20 protein-coding genes and 1 pseudogene are annotated in these 22410 nt (G+C 71.7%); 8 read left to right on the top strand and 13 right to left on the bottom strand.

Annotation, left to right across the window (positions count from 1 at the left end):
• Positions 1-177: 177 nt before the first annotated feature.
• The 3 genes from BL253_RS08735 to BL253_RS08725 are packed head-to-tail and all read left to right on the top strand — an operon-like array spanning position 178 to position 4728.
• A complete protein-coding gene (locus BL253_RS08735) occupies positions 178-1833 on the top strand; it encodes a flavin-containing monooxygenase (RefSeq protein WP_076815288.1) in 1656 nt (551 codons plus the stop codon).
• 55 nt (positions 1834-1888) lie between these two features.
• On the top strand, positions 1889-3070 hold the full coding sequence (locus BL253_RS08730; RefSeq protein WP_076815286.1) for an epoxide hydrolase family protein: 1182 nt from the start codon (positions 1889-1891) through the stop codon (positions 3068-3070).
• An 11-nt stretch (positions 3071-3081) separates the two neighbouring features.
• Positions 3082-4728: a GMC family oxidoreductase gene (locus tag BL253_RS08725; protein ID WP_076815284.1), complete on the top strand. Its 1647-nt coding sequence runs from the start codon at positions 3082-3084 to the stop codon at positions 4726-4728.
• Positions 4729-4900: 172 nt separating this feature from the next.
• Here BL253_RS08725 and BL253_RS08720 read toward each other — a convergent pair whose 3' ends face one another.
• From BL253_RS08720 to BL253_RS08710, 3 genes are all read right to left on the bottom strand, one after another.
• Positions 4901-5125 carry a ferredoxin gene (locus BL253_RS08720; protein WP_076815282.1) on the bottom strand — a complete coding sequence of 75 codons (225 nt, stop codon included), beginning with the start codon at positions 5123-5125 and terminating at the stop codon, positions 4901-4903.
• A gap of 44 nt (positions 5126-5169) precedes the next feature.
• Entirely contained in the window at positions 5170-6375 is a 1206-nt protein-coding gene (locus tag BL253_RS08715) for a cytochrome P450 (RefSeq protein WP_076815280.1), read from the bottom strand.
• Positions 6376-6594: 219 nt separating this feature from the next.
• A complete protein-coding gene (locus BL253_RS08710; RefSeq protein ID WP_076815405.1) occupies positions 6595-8010 on the bottom strand; it encodes an aldehyde dehydrogenase family protein in 1416 nt (471 codons plus the stop codon).
• Positions 8011-8133: 123 nt separating this feature from the next.
• On the opposite strand from BL253_RS08710, the gene BL253_RS08705 reads away from it, so the two are divergent.
• Positions 8134-10428 carry a CaiB/BaiF CoA-transferase family protein gene (locus BL253_RS08705; RefSeq protein ID WP_158230339.1) on the top strand — a complete coding sequence of 765 codons (2295 nt, stop codon included), beginning with the start codon at positions 8134-8136 and terminating at the stop codon, positions 10426-10428.
• A gap of 168 nt (positions 10429-10596) precedes the next feature.
• Here BL253_RS08705 and BL253_RS45310 read toward each other — a convergent pair.
• From BL253_RS45310 to BL253_RS08660, 9 genes and pseudogenes are all read right to left on the bottom strand, one after another.
• Positions 10597-10893 (bottom strand): annotated as a pseudogene (locus BL253_RS45310) (MaoC/PaaZ C-terminal domain-containing protein); the annotation flags it as partial.
• A 28-nt stretch (positions 10894-10921) separates the two neighbouring features.
• Positions 10922-11422: an FAS1-like dehydratase domain-containing protein gene (locus BL253_RS08695; RefSeq protein WP_076815276.1), complete on the bottom strand. Its 501-nt coding sequence runs from the start codon at positions 11420-11422 to the stop codon at positions 10922-10924.
• A 2-nt stretch (positions 11423-11424) separates the two neighbouring features.
• Positions 11425-12534, bottom strand: a complete 1110-nt coding sequence (locus BL253_RS08690) for an NAD-dependent epimerase/dehydratase family protein (RefSeq protein ID WP_081438116.1) — start codon at positions 12532-12534, stop codon at positions 11425-11427.
• Between the two features lie 17 nt (positions 12535-12551).
• Positions 12552-13082, bottom strand: coding sequence for a VOC family protein (locus tag BL253_RS08685; RefSeq protein WP_076815275.1), 531 nt, complete (start codon positions 13080-13082; stop codon positions 12552-12554).
• Positions 13079-13978, bottom strand: coding sequence for an enoyl-CoA hydratase-related protein (locus tag BL253_RS08680; RefSeq protein ID WP_076815273.1), 900 nt, complete (start codon positions 13976-13978; stop codon positions 13079-13081). The genes BL253_RS08685 and BL253_RS08680 overlap by 4 nt, the downstream gene beginning before the upstream one ends.
• The gene (locus BL253_RS08675) at positions 13975-15105 is read right to left on the bottom strand and encodes a CaiB/BaiF CoA transferase family protein (RefSeq protein ID WP_076815271.1); all 1131 of its coding nucleotides are present in this window, start codon (positions 15103-15105) and stop codon (positions 13975-13977) included. The genes BL253_RS08680 and BL253_RS08675 overlap by 4 nt, the downstream gene beginning before the upstream one ends.
• On the bottom strand, positions 15102-15602 hold the full coding sequence (locus BL253_RS08670) for a nuclear transport factor 2 family protein (RefSeq protein ID WP_076815269.1): 501 nt from the start codon (positions 15600-15602) through the stop codon (positions 15102-15104). Before BL253_RS08670 ends, BL253_RS08675 begins: the two co-directional genes overlap by 4 nt.
• A gap of 133 nt (positions 15603-15735) precedes the next feature.
• Positions 15736-16209, bottom strand: a complete 474-nt coding sequence (locus BL253_RS08665) for a VOC family protein (RefSeq protein ID WP_076815268.1) — start codon at positions 16207-16209, stop codon at positions 15736-15738.
• A 108-nt stretch (positions 16210-16317) separates the two neighbouring features.
• Complete coding sequence (locus BL253_RS08660) at positions 16318-17622, bottom strand: cytochrome P450 (RefSeq protein WP_076815265.1); 1305 nt, start codon at positions 17620-17622, stop codon at positions 16318-16320.
• Positions 17623-17759: 137 nt separating this feature from the next.
• Here BL253_RS08660 and BL253_RS08655 point away from each other — a divergent pair, with 137 nt between their 5' ends.
• Both BL253_RS08655 and BL253_RS08650 read left to right on the top strand, forming a co-directional pair.
• A complete protein-coding gene (locus BL253_RS08655; protein ID WP_076815264.1) occupies positions 17760-17975 on the top strand; it encodes a ferredoxin in 216 nt (71 codons plus the stop codon).
• A 12-nt stretch (positions 17976-17987) separates the two neighbouring features.
• Positions 17988-18749, top strand: coding sequence for an SDR family NAD(P)-dependent oxidoreductase (locus BL253_RS08650; RefSeq protein WP_076815262.1), 762 nt, complete (start codon positions 17988-17990; stop codon positions 18747-18749).
• Positions 18750-18783: 34 nt separating this feature from the next.
• Here the strand turns inward: BL253_RS08650 and BL253_RS08645 are convergent, their stop codons facing one another.
• Complete coding sequence (locus BL253_RS08645) at positions 18784-19320, bottom strand: nuclear transport factor 2 family protein (protein WP_076815260.1); 537 nt, start codon at positions 19318-19320, stop codon at positions 18784-18786.
• 316 nt (positions 19321-19636) lie between these two features.
• On the opposite strand from BL253_RS08645, the gene BL253_RS08640 reads away from it, so the two are divergent.
• Both BL253_RS08640 and BL253_RS08635 read left to right on the top strand, forming a co-directional pair.
• Positions 19637-20917, top strand: a complete 1281-nt coding sequence (locus BL253_RS08640; RefSeq protein WP_131831468.1) for an ABC transporter substrate-binding protein — start codon at positions 19637-19639, stop codon at positions 20915-20917.
• A gap of 227 nt (positions 20918-21144) precedes the next feature.
• Positions 21145-22407, top strand: a complete 1263-nt coding sequence (locus BL253_RS08635) for a pyridoxal phosphate-dependent decarboxylase family protein (RefSeq protein WP_076815256.1) — start codon at positions 21145-21147, stop codon at positions 22405-22407.
• Positions 22408-22410 lie beyond the last annotated feature (3 nt).

Below are 22410 nucleotides of genomic sequence, written 5' to 3'. Positions count from 1 at the left end.
GCAACACGAGTCTAACATGATTATAAACGCGATCGGTGTCCGCTCGCGGCGTCGTCAGGGTCACACGGAGGACGACCACAAGCAGCGATGGGGCTGTGCCTGTACTGCACTCACAGTGGTGTTGTAGCCAAGTTCGCGAGTAGGATCGCGACTTGTCTGAACTTCACTGGAGGAACCATGACCGAGACCCCGGCCAGGCTCGACGCGACAGCAGCCGACGCACCGGGCGACCAGAGCGGGGTCCGCTCGTTCGACGTCGTGATCGTGGGCGCCGGCCTCACCGGGATGTACCAGCTCAAACTGGTCCGTGAGCTCGGCCGGTCGGTCCGGGTCATCGAGGCCGGCTCAGGCGTCGGCGGCACGTGGTACTGGAACCGCTACCCGGGCGCGCGGCTGGACTCGGAGTCGTACTCCTACCAGTACTCCTGGGACGAGGAGCTGCTGGCGGAGTGGCGCTGGAAGGAGATGTTCGCGAGCCAGCCCGAGCTGGAGGCCTACTACAACCGGGTCGCGGACAAGCACGACCTCCGCAGGGACATCGACTTCGACACCCGGGTCGAGAGCATGGTCTTCGACGAGGAGACCGACACCTGGACGCTGCACTCCACCGAGGGCCGCCTCTACCGCGCGCGGGTCGTCATCATGGCGACCGGCATCCTCTCCGACCCCAACTTCCCGAAGATCCCGGGCCTGGAGCGCTTCAGGGGCGAGTGGTACCACACGTCGCTGTGGCCCGACAAGGACGTCGACTTCACCGGCAAGCGGATCGCCGTGATCGGCACCGGGGCCACCGGCGTGCAGGTGATCCCGGAGGTCGCCAAGACGGCCGGCCACCTCACCGTCTTCCAGCGCACCGCGAACTGGGCCGTACCGTTGCGGAACCGGCCGCTGTCCGACGAGGACATGCGCAGGATCCGCGACGAGTACCCCGAGATGTTCCCCTTCCTGCGCGGCTCCTTCAGCGGGTTCCTGCACACCTGGGACCCGACGAAGTCGACCGATGTCAGCCCCGAGGTGCGAGACGCGCGCTTCGAGGAGGCGTTCAGCTCCCCGGGCTTCGCCAAGTGGATCGGGCTCTACAACGACCTGGCCTACGACGCCGAGGCGAACCAGATCTACTGCGACTTCCTCGCGGACAAGATCCGTGAGCGCGTCGACGACCCCGAGACCGCCGAGAAGCTGATCCCCAACGACCACTACTTCGGCACCAAGCGGGTCCCCTGCGAGACCAACTACTACGAGACCTACAACCAGGACAACGTCGACCTGGTCCTGCTCAAGGAGAACCCCATCCGGGAGTTCACCGAGAAGGGCATCCGCACCGAGCAGGGCGAGCTCGAGGTGGACATGATCATCCTGGCCACCGGGTTCGACGCGTTCACGGGCGCCCTGACCAGGCTCGACATCCGCGGCCTCGGCGGCCAGACGCTGCGCGACAAGTGGAAGGACGGGCCGCTCACCTACCTCGGCATGCAGGTCGCCGGGTTCCCGAACTTCTTCATCGTCGGCGGCCCGCACGGCAAGGGTGGCCACGGCAACGGCCCGCGCTGCTCGGAGCCCGTCGTGGAGTGGGTCGCCCAGGTGGTCGAGGACATCTTCACCCACCCGTGGCGCCGCGTGGAGGCCGACCCCACGGCCGAGCAGGCGTGGACCACGAGCGTGACCGACAAGGCCGCGGGCACCCTGCAGGCGACGGCGAAGTCGATCTTCTTTGGCGACAACATCGAGGGGAAGCCCCGCGTGTACGTGGCCTACCTCGGCGCGCTGCCGGAGTTCGTCGACGGGCTGTACGACGCCCGCAAGGCCGGCTACCGCGGCTTCATCCTCAGCTGAGCGCCGAGACGCCTCGGACGGCTCGGATCCAGCTCGGCGATCAGGAGGCCTCCGCATGACACCGCGCCCCTTCGTCCTCGACGTCCCCGAGGCCGACCTGCGCGACCTCGACGGCCGGCTCGCCGCCACCCGGTTCGCCCCGGACGTCGACAACGAGGACAGCCGCTACGGAGTCCCGACCGAGCGGCTGCGGGAGCTGGTCGGCTACTGGCGGGACGGCTTCGACTGGCGCGCCCAGGAAAGAGCCATCAACACGCTCCCGATGTTCGTCGCGGAGATCGACGGGCTGCCGATCCACTACGCGCACGTTCGCGGCAAGGGGCCCGCGCCGGCTCCGCTCGTGCTCAGCCACGGCTTCCCCTGGACGTTCTGGGACTTCCACCGGGTGATCGGCCCGCTCACCGACCCCGCGGCACACGGCGGGGACCCGGCGGACGCGTTCGACGTGGTCGTGCCGTCGCTGCCCGGGTTCGCGTTCTCGTCACCACTCCCCCGGTCCGGGGTCAGCTACCTCACGGCGGCGGACCTGTGGGTCACGCTGATGACCGAGGTCCTCGGCCACGACCGGTTCGCCGCGCACGGCGGTGACTGGGGCGCCCTCGTGACCGCGCAGCTCGGTCACAAGCACGCCGACCGGCTGCTCGGGATCCACCTGAGCAGCCTCGTCGCCTTCCCGTCCGGCTGGAGCTCCGACCGCCCCTGGAACCTGCTGCAGAAGGCCGCGGACGCCGCCGCCCCCGAGCACCGCGCCGCCGTCGTCGCCTGGGAGCGGCTGCGGGTCGGGCACCTGGTCCCGCAGATCGTGCACCCGCAGACGATCTCCCACGGCCTCAACGACTCCCCGGCCGGCCTGCTCGCCTGGCTGACCGAGCGCCGCCTGGCCTGGATGGACCACGCCCAGCCGGAGGGCGAGGTCTTCCCGCCGGACTTCCTCATCACCTCGGCGATGCTCTACTGGCTCACCCAGAGCTACCCCAGCGCCGCGCGGTTCTACTACGAGGCGGCCGCCCACCCGTGGCGGCCGGCGCACGACCGAACGCCGGTGATCCAGGCGCCCGCCGGGCTCTCGGTCTTCCTCGACGACAACGCGCCGGGCGCCCGGTTCGACTGGCTGCCCGCCGTGTACGCCGACATCGTGCACCAGGCCGAGCACAAGGTGGGCGGTCACTTCGGCGCGATGGAGCGCCCCGACGACGTGGTGGCCGACATCCGCGCCACCTTCCGTGGCCTGCGCTGAGAGGAACCCACATGGCCCGCGCTCCGAAGACCTCGACCTTTGACTACGTGATCGTCGGTGCCGGTGCGGCCGGCTGCGTCCTGGCCAACCGGCTCTCGGAGGATCCCCGCACCAGCGTGCTCGTCGTCGAGACCGGCCCGGGCGACGCCAACCTGATCCACCTGGTCCCGAAGGGCTTCTACTTCACGCTGACGAACCCGAAGTACTCCAAGTCCTTCCCCACCGTCGAGTTCCCCGACGGCCACGTCGAGCGGCTGCCCCGCGGCAGGGTGATCGGGGGGTCGACCACGATCAACGGAATGGTCTGGAACCGCGGCTGGGCCGACTACTACGACGGCTGGGAGAAGGCCGGCAACACCGGCTGGAACTGGGAGCGGTTCCTCGACGCCTTCAAGAAGATCGAGCGTCACCAGCTCGGGGGCAACGAGGTCCGCGGCGGCGCCGGCGCCGTCGACATCGAGATCGCCGGGCCGCCCGAGGCGGCCTGCGACGCCATGATCGCCTCGTTCGGGGCGAACGGCATCCCCTTCGAGCCGGACATGAACGGCAGCGGCGGCAAGCGCGCGTCGTACGTCGCGTCCAACACCCGCAAGGGCACCAGGATGAGCGCGGCCCGTGCCTACCTGCGCCCGGCGCGCCGCCGCCGGAACCTCACGGTGGTCACCGAGACCGAGGCCGAGCGGCTGCACCTGGACGGCACGCGCGTCACCGGCGTCCGCTGCCGGACGAAGGACGGCGGCACGGTCACGTACCACGCGGCCCGCGAGGTGCTGGTCTGCGCCGGCGCCTTCGACTCACCGCTCCTGCTGGAGCGCTCGGGCATCGGCGCTCCGGAGGTCCTCGAGAAGGCCGGCGTGCCGTGCGTGGTCCCGAGCCCCAGGGTGGGCGAGAACTTCAAGGAGCACCGCGRCATCCTCCTGCAGTACCGGCTCACCGGCGTCGAGGGTTACAACCCGGCCGCCGCCTCGACACCGCGATACCTGTGGACCGGGTTCAAGTACCTCCTGTCCCGCGGCGGGATGATCGCGCACGGTGGCTACGCCGTCAGCGCCATCTACAAATCCGACCCGGCCTCGGAGCACCCCGACACCCAGTGCTTCTTCACGCCCATCTCGACCTCGGACGTGAACCCGATGACCGGGCGGATGGTGGTCGACAGGTTCCCCGGCGCGAAGTACGTCGCGCTGCCGATGTACCCCACCAGCCAGGGCTCGCTGCACATCACCGGCCCCGGCCTCGACGACGTCCCCCGCCTGGAGCCGAACTTCCTCAGCACGGAGAAGGACCGGCGGATGCTGGTCAGGGCGGTCCGCAGGGCCCGGGAGATCGTCGCCACCGAGCCGTTCGCCGGATACGTCGTCGAGGAGCTCCAGCCCGGCCCGGCGGTCGCGGACGACGACGAGATCGTCGAGTACGGCATCAACAAGGGCAACGCGGGCGCCCACGGGCTCGGCACCTGCGCCATGGGACCGGACGACGACGACGTCGTCGACGCCTCGCTGCGCGTCCGCGGCACGCGGGGACTGCGCGTGATCGACGCGTCGGTCTTCCGGGATCAGCCCTCGGGCAACAACAACGCGCCGACCATGGCCCTGGCCTGGATCGCCGCCGACATCATCCTGGCCGAGAGGTCCGCGGCGGACACCCTGGTCCCGTAGCACCCGTCTGACGCGGACGCGCCCGAGAGAGTCGCCCCGCGGCCACCGCGGCGACCGGCCCCGCGACACTCACGGATCGCCGTTTGTGCCCCCCGGTGGTCACGATCTGGCCCGCTGACAACCACGGCAAGGCACAAACGGTGATCACCGGGGGGCTGCTCCCGGCGGGGGCCTACTTCTCCACGAGGGTGATGGCGCCCTCGGGGCAGGCGGCGGCGACGTCCTCGGCCTGGGTGCGCTCGCCCGCGCCGATGACGACGTCCTTGATCTCGGCGTAGCCGACGTCATCGCAGTCGAACCACTGCGGTGCCAGCGTGTAGCAGCGGCCGTGCCCCACGCACAGGTCGGTGTCGACGACGAACCTCAGCCCGGTGGTCTGCTCGGTGCTCTGGGTCATGTCCATCCTTCCTTTCGTCTCCCGCGGCCCGCGGCCGCGGGAGGTCAGCGGGCGGCCGGCTCGATCTCGAGCGGCAGGTTGAGCAGCTGCTGCATGAAGCTGCCGTAGCGGTACTTCTCGACGAAGTCGTCGGGGATCCGGTAGTCGGCGATCCGCTCGTGCCACACCTCGAGGCCGATGCGCATCTCCAGCCGAGCGACGTGGGAGCCCAGGCAGCGGTGGACGCCGAGGCCGAACGCCGAGTGCGGAACTCCGGTCCGGGAGAGCTGCACCTGTGGGGCGAGCTGGCGGTCGGCGCCGCAGCGGGCGATGAAGATGCGGTCACCGGCCCTGACCGGGAAGCCGTTGAGCTCGGTGTCCTGCTTCGCCACCCGGCCGGCGGAGCCGCCCGTGTTGTAGAAGCGCATCAGCTCCTCGATCGCCCCGGGGATCCGGCTCGGGTCGTCGAGGAGGAACTGGCGGTCCTCGCGGTTCCTGGCGAGGTGCCACATGATGAAGCCGAGCTGGCTGGACGTGGTCTCCTGGCCCGCGATGAAGGCCAGCTTGGCCATGCCGACCAGCAGGTCCTCGGGGATCGCCTCCCCGTCGACCTTCATGTTGACGAACGCCGTCGCCAGGTCTCCGGGCCGCGGGTTGGTGCGCCGGTCGGTCATCGCCCCGCGGACGATCCGGTCGATCTGGCGCTCGATGTCGTCGCGCTCCTCCTGGGTCGGGAAGTCGAAGGTGGCGCGCTCGGCGAGGTGGAACATCCGGTCGACGTCCTCGGTGCCGATCCCCAGCCACTCCAGGAAGAACAGCGCGGGCAGCTTCGCCGCGAAGTCCTTGGCGAAGTCGCAGCTGCCACTCGCCAGGATCCTGTCGATCAGCTCGTGGCAGATCTCGCCGATCCGAGGCTCGAGGTGCGCGACGGCCTTCGGGCCGAACAACGGAGCCAGCGCCTTGCGGTACCTGGTGTGTACCGGCGGGTCCATCGTGATCGGCGGGACGTCGAGGATGATCTCCTTCTTGGTGTAGACGATCGAGCTCGGCAGGTTCGACCAGGTGCGCGGGTCCTGCAGCACGTGCCGGACCGTGTCGTAGTCCGCCGCCACGAGATAGCCGCGGTTCACCGGGCTGTAGAACAGACCGCCCACGTCGGTCATCTCGTCCCACACCGCGAACGGGTCGACGCCCAGCCGCTCGTCACCCTCAAGATCGAGCCTGTGGATCGGAAGACCGTGTGATTCGGCCCGCTCCAGCATCGATGTCATGTCCGAGTCCTTCTCCGTCCGCAGCCCCGCACAGTCAGAACATTAATGTAAGACTATTACAACTTGGTTGACCACCGTCCCGAGGACGAGTCATCACGGCCGTCGCCCGAGGCCGTCAGCGCGAGATCCGCTCGCACATGCCGCCGGACCGGAAGGACCTGGTCATCGAACTGGCCAGGTAGTGGTGGGGGGCAGGCGAGCGGCACKGCGCTCGTCCGTTCACCGGGTCGAGACCACGGTGGTCTTCAGCTGGGTGTACCAGCGCAGCGACTCGAAGCCCTTCTCGCGACCCACGCCGCTGGACTTGTAGCCGCCGAACGGCGTCTCGATCCCCGTGCGGCCGCCGTTGACGATCACCTGGCCCGCGTCGATCCGCGAGGCCACGCGCAGCGCGCGGGCCGAGTCGGCCGTCCAGACGCTGGCCACGAGCCCGTAGTCGGAGTCGTTGGCCAGCGCCACGGCCTCGTCCTCCGTCGCGAAGCGGGTGACGGCGAGGACCGGCCCGAAGATCTCCTCCTGGAAGATCCGCATCTTCGGCGTGACGTCGGCGTAGACGGTCGGCTCGACATAGCGACCGGCCGCCAGGTCCCCGGTCACGGCGTGGCCGCCGGTCACGAGCCGGGCGCCCTCCCGGGCCGCGACGTCGAAGTAGCCGACCACCTTCTCGAACTGGGCCTCGGTGGTCATCGGCGCCAGGCGCTCCCCCGGCGTCCGGGCACGCATCCGCTCCGCGACCCGCGCCAGCACGGCGTCGTGGATCTCGTCCTGGAGCAGCAGCCGGCTCAGCGCCGCGCACTGCTGGCCGGCGCCGGTGCAGATGGCCAGCGCCCCGGCCACGGCCCGGTCGAGGTCCGCGTCGGCGAAGACCACGTTGGCCGACTTGCCGCCGAGCTCCAGGATCGTCGGGACCAGCCGGTGGGCCGCGCCGGCGGCCACCGTCCGGCCGGTGCCCACGGAACCGGTGAACGCGACCAGCCGCACGTCGGGATGGTCGACCAGCGCGGCGCCGACCTCCGGGCCGGTACCGAGCACGACGTTCACGACGCCGGCCGGGACGCCMACCTCCTCGCACAGCCGGGCCAGCATCAGGGTGGTGCTGGAGGTGAGCTCCGAAGGCTTCACCACCACCGTGTTCCCGGCCGCCAGGGCCGCGGCCAGCCCGCGCGACGCCTGCGTGAGCGGGCCGTTCCAGGGGGTGATCATCCCGACCACGCCGTAGGGCTCGCGGCTGGTGAACGCGTGGTCGCCGGCCCCGAGGTCGATGGTCTCGCCGAACAGGGCGCGGACCACGCCGCCGTAGTACTCGAAGTAGTCGGCCGAGACGTTCAGCAGGCCGCGCATCTCGGCGACCAGCTTGCCGGTCTCCTCGACCTCGACGGACACGAACTCGTCGGCCCGCTCCCGCAGCCGCCGGGCCACCTCCCCGAGCAGCCGGCCACGGTCGACCGGAGCCCGGTCCGCCCAGCCGCGGGCCGCCGCGCGCGCCGCGCGCACCGCCAGCTCGACGTGCCCGGCCTCGCCGAGCGCGACCCGCGCCACGACCGAGCGCTCGAACGGCCCCTCGACGGCCAGCGCTCGCTGGGTCCCCCGGGGCACCGACCTGCCGTCGATCCAGTGGTCGAGCTCGCGGACCATGCGCTCCTCCTCGCCACGGGCCGGCGCTTCCCCACCGACATCATTGAACCATGGTATTACCATTATTAAAGTCGTGACCGGGCTCCCCGGCCGACGGACCCAGGGACCGGGAGGTTGACCGACGTGACCGACACTCCGGAGCTGCCCGCTCTCGCCGGCGTCCGCGTCCTGGACGCCGGCCGCGGCATCAGCGGGCCGCTGGCCGGCATGGTGCTCGGCGACTTCGGCGCCGAGGTGATCAGGCTGGACGATCCGGCCGACGCACACCACCGCACCAGACCGGGCGCGGTGGTGTGGGACCGCAACAAGACGGTCATTCCGCCGGAGTTCGGCCCGGCGCTGGCCGCCGAGGCCGACCTGGTGCTCACCTCCGACCGGCGCACGGCGGCCGCGCTCGGCCTCGGCCTCGACGCCGAACCGCCGGCCGGGGTGGTACACCTGCACCTCCCGCTGTGGCGGGAGGAGGTCGACCTCGATCCGTTCACCCGCGACCGGATGGTGTCGGCCGACTTCGGGGCCGCGCGCCGGCAGACCTCGTTCGGCGGCGGCCCGGTCGACGAGGTGTACCCGTTCCTGGCCTACATGCAGGGCACCTGGGGCGCCGTGTGCGGCATCGCCGCGCTCGTCGAGCGCGCGCGCACCGGCCACGGCCAGCGCGTGGTGGTGGACCCGCTGCACGGCTCGATGGTCACCACCATCACCACGATGCTGGTCAGCCCGACCGAGCCGCTGCCGGACACCACGGTCGGGCCCGGCGGCCCGAACCCGACGTTCGGGACCTACCGGTGCGCCGACGGCGAGTGGCTGTTCGTCGGCGCCCTGGGCTCGAAGTTCCAGGACCTCCTCTTCACCTGCCTCGGCACCACCGACGTCGTCGACGACCCACGGATCCAGAACGTGCGCGAGCGCCTCTACGCGCCCGCGAACCGCGGCTGGGTCCGCGCGCGGCTGACCGAGGCGTTCCTGCGCCGGGACCGCGCCGCGTGGCTCGCGGAGCTGACGGCGGCCGGTTGCCCGGTCAGCCCGGTCGGCGACCGGGACGACTGGCTCGACCATCCGCAGGTCGCGGCGCTGGGCCAGCGGATCGAGCTCGACGACCCGCTGGTCGGGCCGTCGGTGGTGGTGGGTGCCGGCGCCGATCTCTCTCGCGGCGCCCTGCGCCACCACCAGCCGCGGCGCCTCCAGGAGCGCGCGGCCTGGCGCCCGCGCTCGGGCGAGCCGCCCGCTCCGTCGGCCGAGCCGCCCGCCCCGTCGACCGAGCGCCCCGCCGGGTCCGGTCCGCTGGCAGGGATCACCGTGGCCGACCTGGGCACCGTCCTGGCCGGTCCCTACGCCGGCATGCTGCTCGCGGCGCTCGGCGCCAACGTCCTCAAGATCGAGACGGTCAGGGGCGACGAGATGCGGCTGCGGGGCTACGGCATCGGCCGCGGCCAGCGCGGTCTCGGCATCGACCTGCGCGATCCCGACGGGTACGCCGCCTTCCTGCGCGTGGTCGCGGGCAGCGACGTGGTGCTCGACAACTACCGGCCCGGGGTGCTGGAGCGGCTGCGGATCGACGACGCGACGCTGCGGGCGACGAACGCGGAGGTGGTGACCACCTCGATCACCGGATACGGCGGCGTCGGGCCGCTCGGTGGCCAGCCCGGCTACGACCCGGTGGTGCAGGCGCTGACCGGGATCATGAAGGCGCAGGGCGGCGCCGCCGAGCCGGTGTTCTCGACGCTGTCGATCAACGACGTGACCGTCGCCTGCCTGGCCGCCCTCGGGACCTGCGCGGCTCTCTACCAGCGGGCCGTGGGCCGCGGCGGGCAGCACGTCAGCACCTCGCTGGCGCACGCGGCGACGTACATGCAGAGCGGCGAGCTGGTCCGGTACGCCGGCCGGCCGCCCGCCGGGACCGGCGGGCGCGACTTTCCGGGGCCGGGCGCGCTCTCGCGCTTCTACGCCTGTGCCGACGGCTGGGTCCGGGTCCACCTGCGCGACGCCGGCCAGGCCGTCGCCGCCGGGCTGGCCACGTCCGCCGACGCCACGGAGGCGGAGCTGACCGAGCGACTCGGCGCGGCCATCGGCGTCCTCAGCTCCGGCGAGGTGGTCGCGGCCGTGGGCGCCGCGGGCGGGGCCGCCGTCCGGGCCCGCGACTTCCGCGAGGTGACCGGCGACCCCGAGCTGCTCGGCGACGGACACGTGGTGGAGCTGGTCTGGCCGGACGGCAACTCCACCTTCCTGCCGCATCACCTCGCCACGTTCAGCGGCCACGCGCCTCACCCGGTGATGAAGGCCGCCGGGCATGGCGAGCACTCCCGGGAGCTGCTCGCCGAGGCGGGGCTGACCGATGAGGAGATCGCGCGACTGGTCGACGCGGGTGTCGTGGTGGTCGGCGAGCCGATGCACTCGGTCGTCGGCGTCGGCTACCGGTGACGTCGCCGGTCTGAGCTGACTCCGAGCTGGCTCCGATCCGGCTCCGACCGGTACCGCGACCGCCGCCGGCACCGCGACGGTCGCGGTACCGGGTGCCAGCACCGCGCCTGTCTCGTCCTCCACCCACACCTCGAGGTCGGCGTGACGTTCGGCCGCCTCGGTCCGCACGGCGACGACCCGCGCCTTCACGTCGAACGGCGCGTCGCGCAGGGTCGGGCCCCGGAACCGCAGCGCCATCGACACGATCCGGCCCTCGGGCGGCAGCCACTCCCGCAGCAGCCGGTGCGCGTAGGACCACTGGAGGCGGCCCATCATGATCGCGCCGGGGTACCCGGCCGCGCGCCCCGCCTCGTCGTCCATGTGGATCGGCACGAACTCGTCGTTCACGGCGGCGTAGCGGTTCCACTCGGCGAAGCCGCTGCGGCGCGGCCCGGCGGCCAGCTCCTGGCCCACCTTCAGCTCCATCGTCGTCTCCCCTCGCCGCGTGGTCGGGTCAGTAGCGGATGGCGGTCTGGCGCTCGGCCAGCACCCGCTCGCCGTCCTGGTTGGTCCACACGGACTCGGTGACCGCGATGAGCATCGGCCCCATCCGGCCGGTCGTCTCGCGGTACTCGACCAGCCGGGTCTCGGAGTGGATCACGTCCCCGGGCCGGATCGGGACGCCGTAGTTCACCTCGGTCCCGCCGTTGATCTGGACGCGCAGGCCGGGCCCGGTGATGCCGATGGCCTTCTCCATCCGGTCGGTGTCGCGCGGCAGCGGCGCGACGACCGGCTCCCGCTGCTCGGCGGCCATCCAGGCGAAGGGGTTGAACTCCTCGGGCGCGACGATCCCGCCGGCCGTCGCCGCCTCGTCCCAGAACCGGCGTGGCGGCGGGTCGGGGTGGTAGACGGCGATCGCCCAGCGCCGGATGTCGGAGGCCGCGACGGGGAAGGAGACCCGCCAGTCGACGACGGAGCCGACGGCGGCGCGCATCTCGTCGGTGAGCAGTCCCATCGCTACCGGTTCCGGTGGTCGCGCTGCCCGGCGGCCCTGGGGTGCGCGTAGGGGTGCGCGGCGACCATGGCCGGCCGCTGCTCGGCCAGCAGCCCGGCCGTGGCMCGGAGGTAGGTCTCGATGATCCTGTCCTCCTCGGCGTAGTCGAACCKGTCCACCAGGTTCCCGGACGCGCTCTCGTCGGGCGGATGCTCGACGTACCACCGCACCGTCTCCGTGAGCGCCCACGCGGCCGGGACCGGTTCGGCGTACCCGAGCCGCTCGGCGGCCTTGTGGGTGTCGACGAGCAGGTGGGCGTCGTGGGAGACGGGGAACAGGCCGCGCCCGGGGCCGGCGAGCTCGAAGGGCAGCGAGACCGGGCGCAGCGTGCCGCCGGCCGCGGCCGCGCACACCTCGACCCACTGGCGCACGGTGAGCTGGTCGCGGTCGCCGACGTTGAAGATCTCCCCCGCGGCGGCCTCGGGCCGGTCGACCGCGGCGAGCAGGTGAGCCGCCGCGTTGACCGCCGCGCAGCGGGTGGTGATCGTGAGCCCGGAGTCGGGAAGGATGATCCGGTCGCGGCCGTCGCGGACCCGGCGGACCACCGACCACTCCCGCGGGTAGACCTGGCGCGGCCCGTAGATGGTCGGGTACCGGAACACCGAGGCGCGGAAGGCGCCCGCCGCGTGCAGGCGCAGCACGTGCTCCTCGGTGGCCCGGACCTTGCGGGCGAACCCCTCACCAGGGGTCTCCGTCTCCGCGCTGGCCCGGCCGGTGTCCGCGGCCTCCTCGCGGGCGAGCACGGGCATCCCGTGCGGGCGCGGCCGGCCGGACTCGTGGTAGCCGGCGTAGACCGGCAGCCCGCTGACCGCGACCAGGTCACCGCAACGCCCGGCCACCGCGTCCGCCACCAGCCGCAGCCGCCCGTAGGTGGCGACCACGACGTCGAAGCTCCGGCCGGCCAGGCTCTCGTCGAGCGACGCGCGGAAGTGCGGGTCGGCGTGGACATGCTCGTACCCGGCGAGCTCGGGCAGCTCGTGGCTGCCGCGGTGCAGCAGCGTGACGGCGTATCCGCGCCGGGACAGTCCCGCCGCGACGTGAGGGCCGGTCGGGCCGCTGCCACCGACCAGCAACGCGGTGCGTGACGTGTTCAGCCCTCCTTCCGGGCCTGGGCACGGAACTCGCGGACGGTCTCGGGTGACGGCAGGGCGACCAGCTCGACCTGGATGCCGTCGGGGTCCTCGCACAGGAAGAGCGTGACCGGGCCGTAGTTCTTGACGATCGTCGTCGTCGGCTCCGAGTAGACCTCGTAGCCCATGCCGACCAGCCGGGCGTGGATGGTGCCGATGTGCTCGGCGTCGACCGGKAAGGACAGCTGGCCCATGCCGAAGTCGCCGGGCCGCTTCGGTGACCCGCCRTCGTTCTGCGGAAGATCCCACTTCACCAGCTCGAGCTGGCCGACCCGGGAGTCGCCCTGCACGAACACGGTCGTGCCCGTCGTCCCGGCGGGCAGCCGCATCAGCGCCGGGGTCAGGTCGCTGGTCGCCTTCTCCAGCGTCTTGCRCATGCCGAGTCCCTCGACGTAGAAGCGCAGTGAGGCCTCCAGGTCGCGGACCCCCAGCGCCACGTGGTTCAGGCTCCTGACACTCGCCGGGCCGTTCTCGCCGACACCCTCGCTCACAGCGCGAACCCCTCGTCCTTGAACGGGCGGTCGCGCCACTCGAGGGCGGACTTGAGCCCGTCACGCGCGGCCTTGGTCTGGAACTCGCCCGCCCCCGGGCGGAACGAGCGGGCGATCGCGTACCAGGGGACGACGCTGTGCAGCGCGGCGCGGAACCCCATCGCCTCGTAGCTCTGGTTGAGGCTGAGCTTGTTGGCGGCCAGCATCGCCGGGTGCAGCGCGGCCATCGGCCTCAGCTCGCGCATCACCTGCTCGTCGAGCTGGTCGGCGGGGAAGCTCTTGGCGATCCAGCCCATCTGCGCGGCCCGCTCGCCCGTGACCGAGTTTCCGGTGAGCTGGAGGTACTTGGCCTGGGCCATCGACATCTTCCAGGGGAAGTATTCGATGTCCGGGGTCGACTGGGCCCGGGTGGGCGGGTACCCGATGACGCAGTCGTCCGCCGCGAAGGCGATGTCGCACATCGACATCAGCTCCGAACCGCCGGCCAGCGCGTAACCGTGCACCTTGGCCACGACCGGCTTGAGCAGGTCCCAGATGGTCAGCCAGTCGCGCAGGCAGCTGCGGGGGAACTGCCCGGTCCAGGACTCGAACAGCTCGGAGTGGTTCCACCCGTCGGGGCGCTCGGGGCGCTCGTCGCCGCCGGCGTAGCTGTTCATGTCGTAGCCCGCGCAGAACGCCTGCCCGGCGCCCTGGACGAGGATCACCGTGACGTCGTCGTCCGCTTCGGCGGCCTTGAGCGCGTGGACCACCTCGCGCCTCAGCGCCGGACTCAGCGCGTTGCGCTTCTCCGGCCGGTTGAGGGTGATCGTCGCGATCCGGTCCTCGACGGCGTACAGGATGTTCTCGTAGTCCACGCTCTGCCTGCTCTCGCTCTCGTCGTCGAAGGTGCTCGTCACGTGCTCGCCGCGCCGACGGCGGCCTGGTCGGCGCCGAGCGGCCTGGGCGGGGTCCGGACCGAGCCGGGAGTGCGGCTCAGCCGGATGGGCACGCCCAGCAGGCGCAGCCCGTCGAGCCCGGTCACCATGCCGCGCTCGGCCGCGTCCGGCGCGTCGAGCACGTCGGCCAACGGCCGGATCAGCGTGGCGGGCACGCCCTCGGTGACCAGGGCTCGGGCCAGGTCGACGCCGGGATCGAGACCGGCGACCAGCCGGGCGAGGGCCGCGTTGAGCTCGTGGCGGTGCGCCAGCCTGTCGGCGTTGGTACCGAACCGAGGGTCGCGCGCGAGCTCCGGCGCACCCAGGAAACCGACGAGCACGGCGAACTGCCGGTCGCTGCCGGCGGCGACGTACAGCTCGCCGGCCGGCGAGTGGAAGGTGTCGCAGGGCGCGATGTTCGGGTGCGCGCTGCCCAGGCGCCGGGGCGGCTCGCCGGTCATGAAGTAGTTGGCGGCCGCCGGATGCAGCAGGCTCATGGCGCCGTCCTCAAGACTCAGGTCGACGCACTGGCCCCGGCCGGAGCGCGCCCGCTCATGCAGCGCCAGCAGCACACCGGCGAACGCCAGCAGCCCGGTGGTGAGGTCGGCGACCGGCATCGGCACCCGCAGCGGCGGCCCGTCGGGCTCGCCGTTGAGGTCCATGATCCCGGTGTAGGCCTGGATGACGGCGTCGTACCCGGGCAGGCCGGCCATCGGCCCGGCGCCGTCGAACGCCGAGATCCGGCAGTAGACCAGCCGTGGGAACCGCTCGAGCAGCTCCTCGGTGCCCAGCCCCCAGCGCTCCATGGTCCCGGGCTTGAAGTTCTCGACCAGGACGTCGGCGTCCCGCAGCAGGCGCAGCGCCAGGTCGCGGCCCTCGGGACTCGCCAGGTCCGCCGTGAGGTGTTCCTTGTTCCGGTTGAGGCCGGCGTAGTAGGCGCTGACGCCGTCCCCGCGGGACGGTCCCCACGAACGGGTCAGGTCACCGGTGACCGGCTCGAGCTTGGTCACCTGGGCGCCGTGGTCTCCCAGCAGCTGGGCGCAGTAGGGGCCGGCGAGGACGCGGGAGAGGTCGACGACGCGGATACCCGCGAGCGCGCCGCCGTTCACTCGGCCGCCCGCAGGACCTCTTGGGCGTCGGGCGCCCCGGCCATCCGGCGCTTGCGCATCTGGATCTTCCAGCGGCCTTCCTCCCGGCGGAACGCCCACTCGTTGATCGAGGCGCTCAGCAGCCTCAGGGTCGGGCCGTCCTGGTGGAGGATGAACGAGTAGCCGTTCGCGACCGCGCCGTCTCCCGTGACCTTGATCGCCAGGTTGTTGCCCTGCACGTGGAAGCTGYGCCCGTAGAAGCCGTTGTCGTGCTGCGCCGTGCGCTCGCCCAGGAAGCGCCGCATCTGGTCCAGCCCCTCCCAGCGGATCACCTCGTAGGGGTCCTCGCCACGGCCGGAGGAGACGTCCATGACGCAGTCCTCGGTGAACAGCCGGAAGTACTCCTCGTCCAGGGGGGCGTCGGCGTAGTAGCCGTAGCGGGCGAGGAGCTCACGGATCTCCCGGTCGTCCTCGAGCTCGCGCAGCCGCGCCTCCAGCACCGCCAGCCGGTCGTCCACCGGTCACCGCCCCTCTCGCGCGTCCGCCGCCCCGCAAGCATGACTGTAACACCATAGAAAGATAGTTTGGGACCGCCGGCGCGGCCGCCGTCCGTGGCCGGCGGCCCCGACCCCGACCGCGCCGGCGCGCGGCTCAGCCCACGCGCTCGTCGAACTGGAGGATGGTGCCGTCGGGGTCCTTGACGAACATGGCGCGCATCTTCTGGTCCGCGCTCTCGCCGTACCCTGCGCCGGTCGTCTCCTTGACCCAGATCGGCTCGTGGCCGGCGGCCCGGAGCCTCTCGGCGAGCGCCGGGATGTCGTCGACCCAGAACCCGACGTGGTGCAGCCCGATGTGCTCCAGGGTCGGCGGCTGGTTGTCCGCGAGCTCGTCCGACTGGGAGATGACGAGGAAGACGCGGTCGCCGTAGCCCTCCCCCTCGTTGCCGCCCATGCGCAGCATCACCTCACGGCGCCGGGTGGAGCCGACCCCGGCGCCATAGAGCTCGTCGCGGGGCGGTTCGTTGGTGGCGTCGCGGATGACGGTCATCCCGAGCGCGTCGCGGTAGAAGACCAGGGAGCGCCCGAGGTCGCGGACCCCGATGGCGATGTGCGAGGCGAGTCTCATGGTGGCCCTTCTGACCAGGGTGGGGATCGGGAAGCCGGGTCGGGAGAGGTGTCAGAGGCCGAGCACCGGCAGCGGTGTCCTGGGCTCGCCTGACCTCGTTGCCCGGGCTCAGCGTTTGGCGATCATCAGCCGTTCGGGGCCGCGGAACTGGTACTCGCGCCGGTAGCGGACGGGGCCCGCGACCCGCAGGGCCGGGTACCGCGCGTACAGGACGTCCAGCCCGACCTCGATGTCCAGGCGGGCCAGCCACTGGCCGAGACAGGTGTGGATGCCGAAGCCGAAGTCGAGCTGGTTCCTCGCGTCCTCGCGGGTGATGTCGAGCCGGTCCGGGTCGGTGAACATCGCCGGGTCGTGGTTCGCGGAGGCGACCACCAGCCGGACGGTCTCCCCGGCGCGCACGGGGAAGCCGGCGATCTCGCAGTCGCGCGCGGCGACCCGGTGCACTCCGTGCGCCGAGGGGCAGAACCGCAGGAACTCCTCGATCGCGGGCCGAAGGAGCGTGGGATCGGCGCGCAGCAGCGCCTTCTGGTCGGGCCGCTCAGCCAGCGCGATCACCGCGTTGGAGATCATGTCGTTGGCGTTGCCCGTGGTGAGCATGACGGCGAACATCGCGACCAGCTCGGCGTCGGTCAGCGGGGAGCCGCCCTCGGCGTCGTTCGCGACCAGGCCGGTGACCAGGTCGTCGCTGCCGCCGGCCGCGCCAGCGCCAGCGTTGGCGTTGGCGTTGGCGGAGACCTGGGCACGCCGCTCTCGGATCAGGTCGAGGACGTAGGCCTCCAGGTTCCGCGTCGCGTCGTATGCCGCGTCGAGGTTGTCGTAGTTGGTTCCGAGGCCGCGCCGGATCTGGGCCGCCCACGAGCGGAACGTCGCGACCTGCGCGTCGGGGACCGCGAGCATCGAGCAGACGACCAGGAACGGCAGCCGCCAGGACAGCGTCGCCAGGTCGAACGGGTCGTCGCCGGACGCGTCGATCTCGTCGCACAGCTCGTGGGCGATCCGGGTGGCGCGGTCCCGCAGGTTCTCGACCGCGCGCCGGGAGAAGGCCTGGCTGACGAACCTTCGCAGCCGGGTGTGGTCGGGTCTGTCGTTCTGGCCGATGTGGTGGACGTCGAGGCGGATCAGGTAGTCGTAACGCTCGGCCTCGGCCGGGGTCAGGGACGCGCGGCGCTGGGTGACCCGAGTGCCGGTCCAGCGCCTGCTCGAGAAGGTCTCGGTGTCACGGAAGACGTCCCTGACGTCGGCGTACCGCGTGACGACGACGGCCGGCCCGACCCGCAGCACAGGCGCGTGGTCGCGCAGGTCCGCGTAGAGCGTCCACGGGTCGCTTAGCAGCTGCTCGTCGAGGCCGTAGAAACGGGCGGCGCGCTCCTCCAGCGACAGCGCGCCCTGGCCCCCCGCGGTGGCCTGGCTCATGCGACGACCTCCATCAGGCTGCGCCCACGGTTGAACATCATTCCAATATAAAAGTAGCATTATTGCAACACACGTAGGCGGGGCCCGCGAGGAACGACCCACCGGACGGGAACGACCCACCGGACAGGAGAGCCAGCGTGAAGTTCGCCGTCGACCTCACCCAGTGCGAGAACCACGGGCAGTGCGCGTTCGCCGCGCCGCGCCTGTTCGCCCTGGACGACGAGGGGCAGCTGTCCTACCGCCACGAGGCCGACGAGGAGTTCACCTCGGCCGAGCTCACCGGCGATGACGAGGACGCCGTCGCCTCCGCCGCGGACATGTGTCCGATGCAGGCGATCCGGCTGGTCGGCTGAGCGGGCCGGGCGGTGAGCACACGCCGGTTCGAGGACCGCGTCATCCTGGTCACCGGCGCGACCGGCGGCCTCGGCGAGGCGACCGCGCTTCGGCTGGCCGGCGAGGGCGCGCACCTTTTGCTGACCGGCCGGCGCGCGGACCGGTGCGCCGAGGTCGCGGCGTCCGCGCGGTCACACGGTGTCGAGGCGCTGGCCGTCCCCGGCGACCTGGCCGACCCGGAACTCCCCGGTCGGCTGGTGGCGGCCGCGATGGACCGGTGGGGACGGCTGGACGGTGCGGTCAACAACGCCGGTGTCAGCCCGGCTCCTCAGCCGGCCGCGACGTATGACGAGACGTTGTGGGCGAGCACCCTCGACCTGAACCTGGGCGCGGTCTTCCGGTGCCAGCGCGCCGAGCTCGCCGTGATGGTGCCGGCCGGGCGCGGCGCGATCGTCAACGTCGCCTCCTACACGAGCACCACCGTGCGGGCCGCCGGCGTGGCGTCGTACGCCGCGGCCAAGCACGGAGTGCTCGGGCTGACCCGGGCCGCCGCCCGCGACCACGCCGCCGACGGTGTCCGCGTGAACGCGGTCGGGCCGGGCCACATGCGCACCGCGATGATCGACCGGCTCCTCGGCGACCCCGCGAGCGAGGCCCGCCTGCTGGCCCGGATCCCGATGGGCCGGGTCTCGGAGCCCGCCGAGGTGGCGGGGGTGGTGGCGTTCCTGCTGTCGCAGGACGCCTCGTTCGTCACGGGGCAGATCGTGGTCGCCGACGGCGGCCTCTCGATCTGAACGCGATCTGAACGGACGCCCGATCTCGGCGGGATCAGCCGGTGGAGGTCTTGGCCTCCGGGTTCTCCGGCCACTTGAGCCGGCTGTAGAGGGGGTCGGTCCTGTCTCGCGTGCCGCGGAAGTGACCGCCGGGGACCGCGTTCTCGCACGCGAGGGTGCCGTCCCACTCCATGACCACCCGCCGGTAGGTGATCCGCCATCCGTCGTCGGCACRCTGGAAGTAGTCGAGGTAGCGCCCGATCGACTGGTAGAGGCGGTCGTCGGAGGTCTGCATCCAGTAGGCGAAGTAGGACTCGCCATAGGCCTCGTCCCCCTCGATCTCGAAGATCGACTGGCCCATCAGGTGGTAGATGAACCTGGAGGCCGTGGTGAAGCCAGGGTTGTCGCAGATGAACTCGGCGAACCCCTCGCCGCTGCCGCGCCAGCGGCCGTGGTCGTCGAAGGACCGCGGGGAGTAGCACGCGAGGATCCCCTCGCGGTCCATGCGGTCCACCGCCTGCTCGAGGCGGGCGACCAGCTCGGTCAGGGCCATCCTGTCGGCCAGGGTCTCCAGGTCCGGCGCCACGCCCATGCTCGCTCCTCAGTCCCGTCCGCAATTGACTTCTTATGGTGTTTCCAGCACCTTAACGGCGGTGCGCCGGTGCGGGTAGAGCCGGGGGCGGGCTCCCGAGGATCCGGCTCGCAGCCACGGCCCGCACCGTCCGCCCCGATCGGGGAGGTGGGCCCAGCCGCGCAGGCCGTCGGYGCGGGCACCTCTCAAGAGAGTTTCTACTTGACTTCTAATTGTGCTTAGATGATCGTCCAGTTATGCTTCCTCGATCTGGCCTCCGCCGTGAGGAGCAGCCCGCCGCACCGGCGGAAGCGATGATCATCATAAGGAGCTACCCGTGTTAAGCAGGACCCTCGCCCGTTCCTGGGCACTCAGGCTCGGAGCCGTCATGGCGGTCGGTTGTCTGGCGCTCAGCGCCTGTGGTGGCGGCGACGACGACACCGCGTCGGCGTCGGGCGGCACCGCGCAGGGATCGGCCCCGGCCCTGACGGGCGATCCCATCAAGATCGGCTACGGCGCGTCCATGTCCGGCCCCCAGGCCTCCAACGGCCTGGGGGCGCAGGCGGTCGCGCACGCCTGGCAGGAGTACACCAACAGCCACGGCGGCGTGCTCGGCCACCCGGTCGACATCAAGGTCGTGGACACCAAGAACACGGTGCCCGGCGCCACCTCCGTGGCCAAGGACTTCCTCAAGGACGACTCGGTCGACGCCATCTTCCTCACCGACCTGGTGGCCGAGGGCGCGATGGGCGACCTGTTCAAGGACACCCCGGTCGCGGTCATCAGTGGCGGTGGGTCGAGCGACCTGCTGTGGTCCAAGCTGCCCGGCGTGTTCCAGGACGTCTCCGGATCGGACTACACGATCAAGGCGTACGCCGACCAGGCCAAGGCCGACAAGGGCACCAAGTTCGGCTGGGCCGCCTGCGCCGAGGTCGCGGTCTGCCAGGAGAACGGCGGCAAGGCGATGAGCTACGCCCAGTCGATCGGCATGACCCCCACCGGCACGCAGCTGGTGTCGGCCTCGGCGCCCGACTACACCGCCGAGTGCCTCTCCTTCATCGGTAAGGGCACCGACGCGATCGCCTTCAACATCGGCTTCTCCGTCGGCACCCGGTTCGCCTCGGACTGCCTGCAGCAGGGCTACACCGGCATCTTCTCAGTGATCAACTCCGGCTTCGACCAGCAGGCGTTCGGCAAGGTGTCGGGCTTCCGCTCGACCGGCGGCACGAACGGCTTCCCCTGGTGGGCCGACGCGGCGCCGGTGAAGACCTACCGCGACGCGATGAAGAAGTACTCCCCCGAGGGCATCGTGACCTCCGGCAACTCCACCGCGATCTGGTCGTCGTTCGAGCTCATGAAGAAGGCGCTCGAGAACGCCAAGCCCGCCGAGATCAACCGCGCCACGGTTCTGGACGCGATGTACGGCGTCAAGGACGAGACCCTCGGCGGCCTGCTCCCCGAGCCGGTCACCTTCACCAAGGGCCAGCCGTCGAAGCCTGTCGGCTGCAGCTGGCTGTTCACCTTCGACGCCGGCCAGGACAACCCGAAGAGCATCGTCCCGGACAAGTCCGGCAACGGCGCCGACGGTGACCTCGCCAGCACCTGCATCGGGTACTGACTGACCCCCGGTTCACCCCGCGGCTGACTCACCCGCATCGACCGAGGCCCGCGTCCCTCCCGGGGCGCGGGCCTCGCGCTGACCAGGCGGTGGATGCCGCCTCTGCCTGGTCGCGCCGCTCAGCCAGACCCGCACGTCGGTACCCTCGGGCGAGGCCGGTGGTGTGGCGGCGTCCGCCCCGGCCGTCTCGGTGCCTGTGCGACGACCGCGGACCGGGAGGTTCACCGATGACGTCCAGGGAGTCGCTGCCCGCGCACGGCACGCCGGCGGCCGACGTTCTGGCGAGTGTCCGGGCGAACCGCCACGATGACGCGCCGTGGCGGGAGGGACGGATCTTCAGTCTGATCTACCACCCGGACGATCCCGTGCTCGAGGAGCTGCTCGCCGCCGTCAGCCGCGAGTACCTGGCCGAGAACGCGCTCAACCCGTTCCGGTTCCCGAGCCTCGCGCGGCTTGAGCAGGAGGCCGCCGACATGGTGTCCGGCCTGCTGCACGGACCGTCCGGGACTGGCGGGCTCACCTCCGGCGGAACAGAGTCGATCTTCGTCGCGGTGAGCGTGGCGCGGGCGGTGGCGCGGGAGCGCGGCGTCGACCAGCCCGGGATCGTCACGGCCCGCACCGCRCACCCCGCGTTCGCCAAGGCGTGCCACCTGCTCGGCGTCCGCCAGACGCGGGTCGAGGTCGGTCCGGATCTCCGGGCGGACGCGGCGGCGATCCAGGCCGCGATCGGGCCGGACACGGCGATGGTCGTCRCCAGCGCCCCCTGCTATCCCTACGGCGTGATCGACCCGGTCCCGGAGATCGCCGGTGCCGCCGCGGCGGCGGGAGTGCTGTGTCACGTGGACGCGTRCCTCGGCGGGCTGCTCCTGCCGTTCTGGGAACGCCTCGGCGAGCCGGTGCCACCGTGGGACTTCCGCGTCCCGGGAGTGACGAGCATCAGTGCCGACATCCACAAGTACGGGTACAGCTTCAAGGGCGCGTCCACCATTCTGTGGCGCGACCCCGATCTCGCCTTCAAGCGGGTGTGGTTCGACGACGGCGTCTGGGGCGGCGGCCTGTACGCCACGGCGACACCGGCCGGCACGCGACCGGCGCCGCCCATCGCCGGCGCGTGGGCCGCGCTGAGATACCACGGCGTCGACGGCTATCTGGCCAAGGCACGCGCGGTCCGCGACGCGACGCGACGGCTCGTCGCCGGCGTCGAGGGCATCGACGGGCTCCACCTGCCGACCCGGCCCGACGCGGCGGTGTTCCAGTTCGCGAGCGACGAGGTCGATCTCGCCGCCGTCGCCGACGTCCTGGAGGAACGGCGGTGGTGGCTCAACCGGCAGCCCGGCGGGCTGCGCCTGATGGTCTCCCCGTACCACGTGCACGTCGTCGACGAGCTGCTCGCGGAGCTCCGCGCGGCCGTCGAGGCGGTGCGGGCCGGCCGGCGCAGCCAGGGAGCGGCCGCGAGCTACTCCGGCGACCCGACGCCGCCCACCGGATAGGCG

The sequence above is a fragment of the Pseudofrankia asymbiotica genome, from assembly GCF_001983105.1.
Lineage (GTDB): Bacteria > Actinomycetota > Actinomycetes > Frankiales > Frankiaceae > Pseudofrankia > Pseudofrankia asymbiotica.
Note: the sequence above shows the minus strand (reverse complement) of the source record. Positions and strands in the feature narration are given on the sequence as shown.

Excerpts from the sequence above, each read along its gene's own strand:
- BL253_RS08735 (WP_076815288.1), top strand. The coding sequence starts at position 178 with ATGACCGAGACCCCGGCCAGGCTCGACGCGACAGCAGCCGACGCACCG.
- BL253_RS08730 (WP_076815286.1), top strand. The coding sequence starts at position 1,889 with ATGACACCGCGCCCCTTCGTCCTCGACGTCCCCGAGGCCGACCTGCGC.
- BL253_RS08720 (WP_076815282.1), bottom strand. The coding sequence starts at position 5,125 with ATGACCCAGAGCACCGAGCAGACCACCGGGCTGAGGTTCGTCGTCGAC.
- BL253_RS08715 (WP_076815280.1), bottom strand. The coding sequence starts at position 6,375 with ATGACATCGATGCTGGAGCGGGCCGAATCACACGGTCTTCCGATCCAC.
- BL253_RS08695 (WP_076815276.1), bottom strand. The coding sequence starts at position 11,422 with ATGGGACTGCTCACCGACGAGATGCGCGCCGCCGTCGGCTCCGTCGTC.
- BL253_RS08665 (WP_076815268.1), bottom strand. The coding sequence starts at position 16,209 with ATGAGACTCGCCTCGCACATCGCCATCGGGGTCCGCGACCTCGGGCGC.
- BL253_RS08660 (WP_076815265.1), bottom strand. The coding sequence starts at position 17,622 with ATGAGCCAGGCCACCGCGGGGGGCCAGGGCGCGCTGTCGCTGGAGGAG.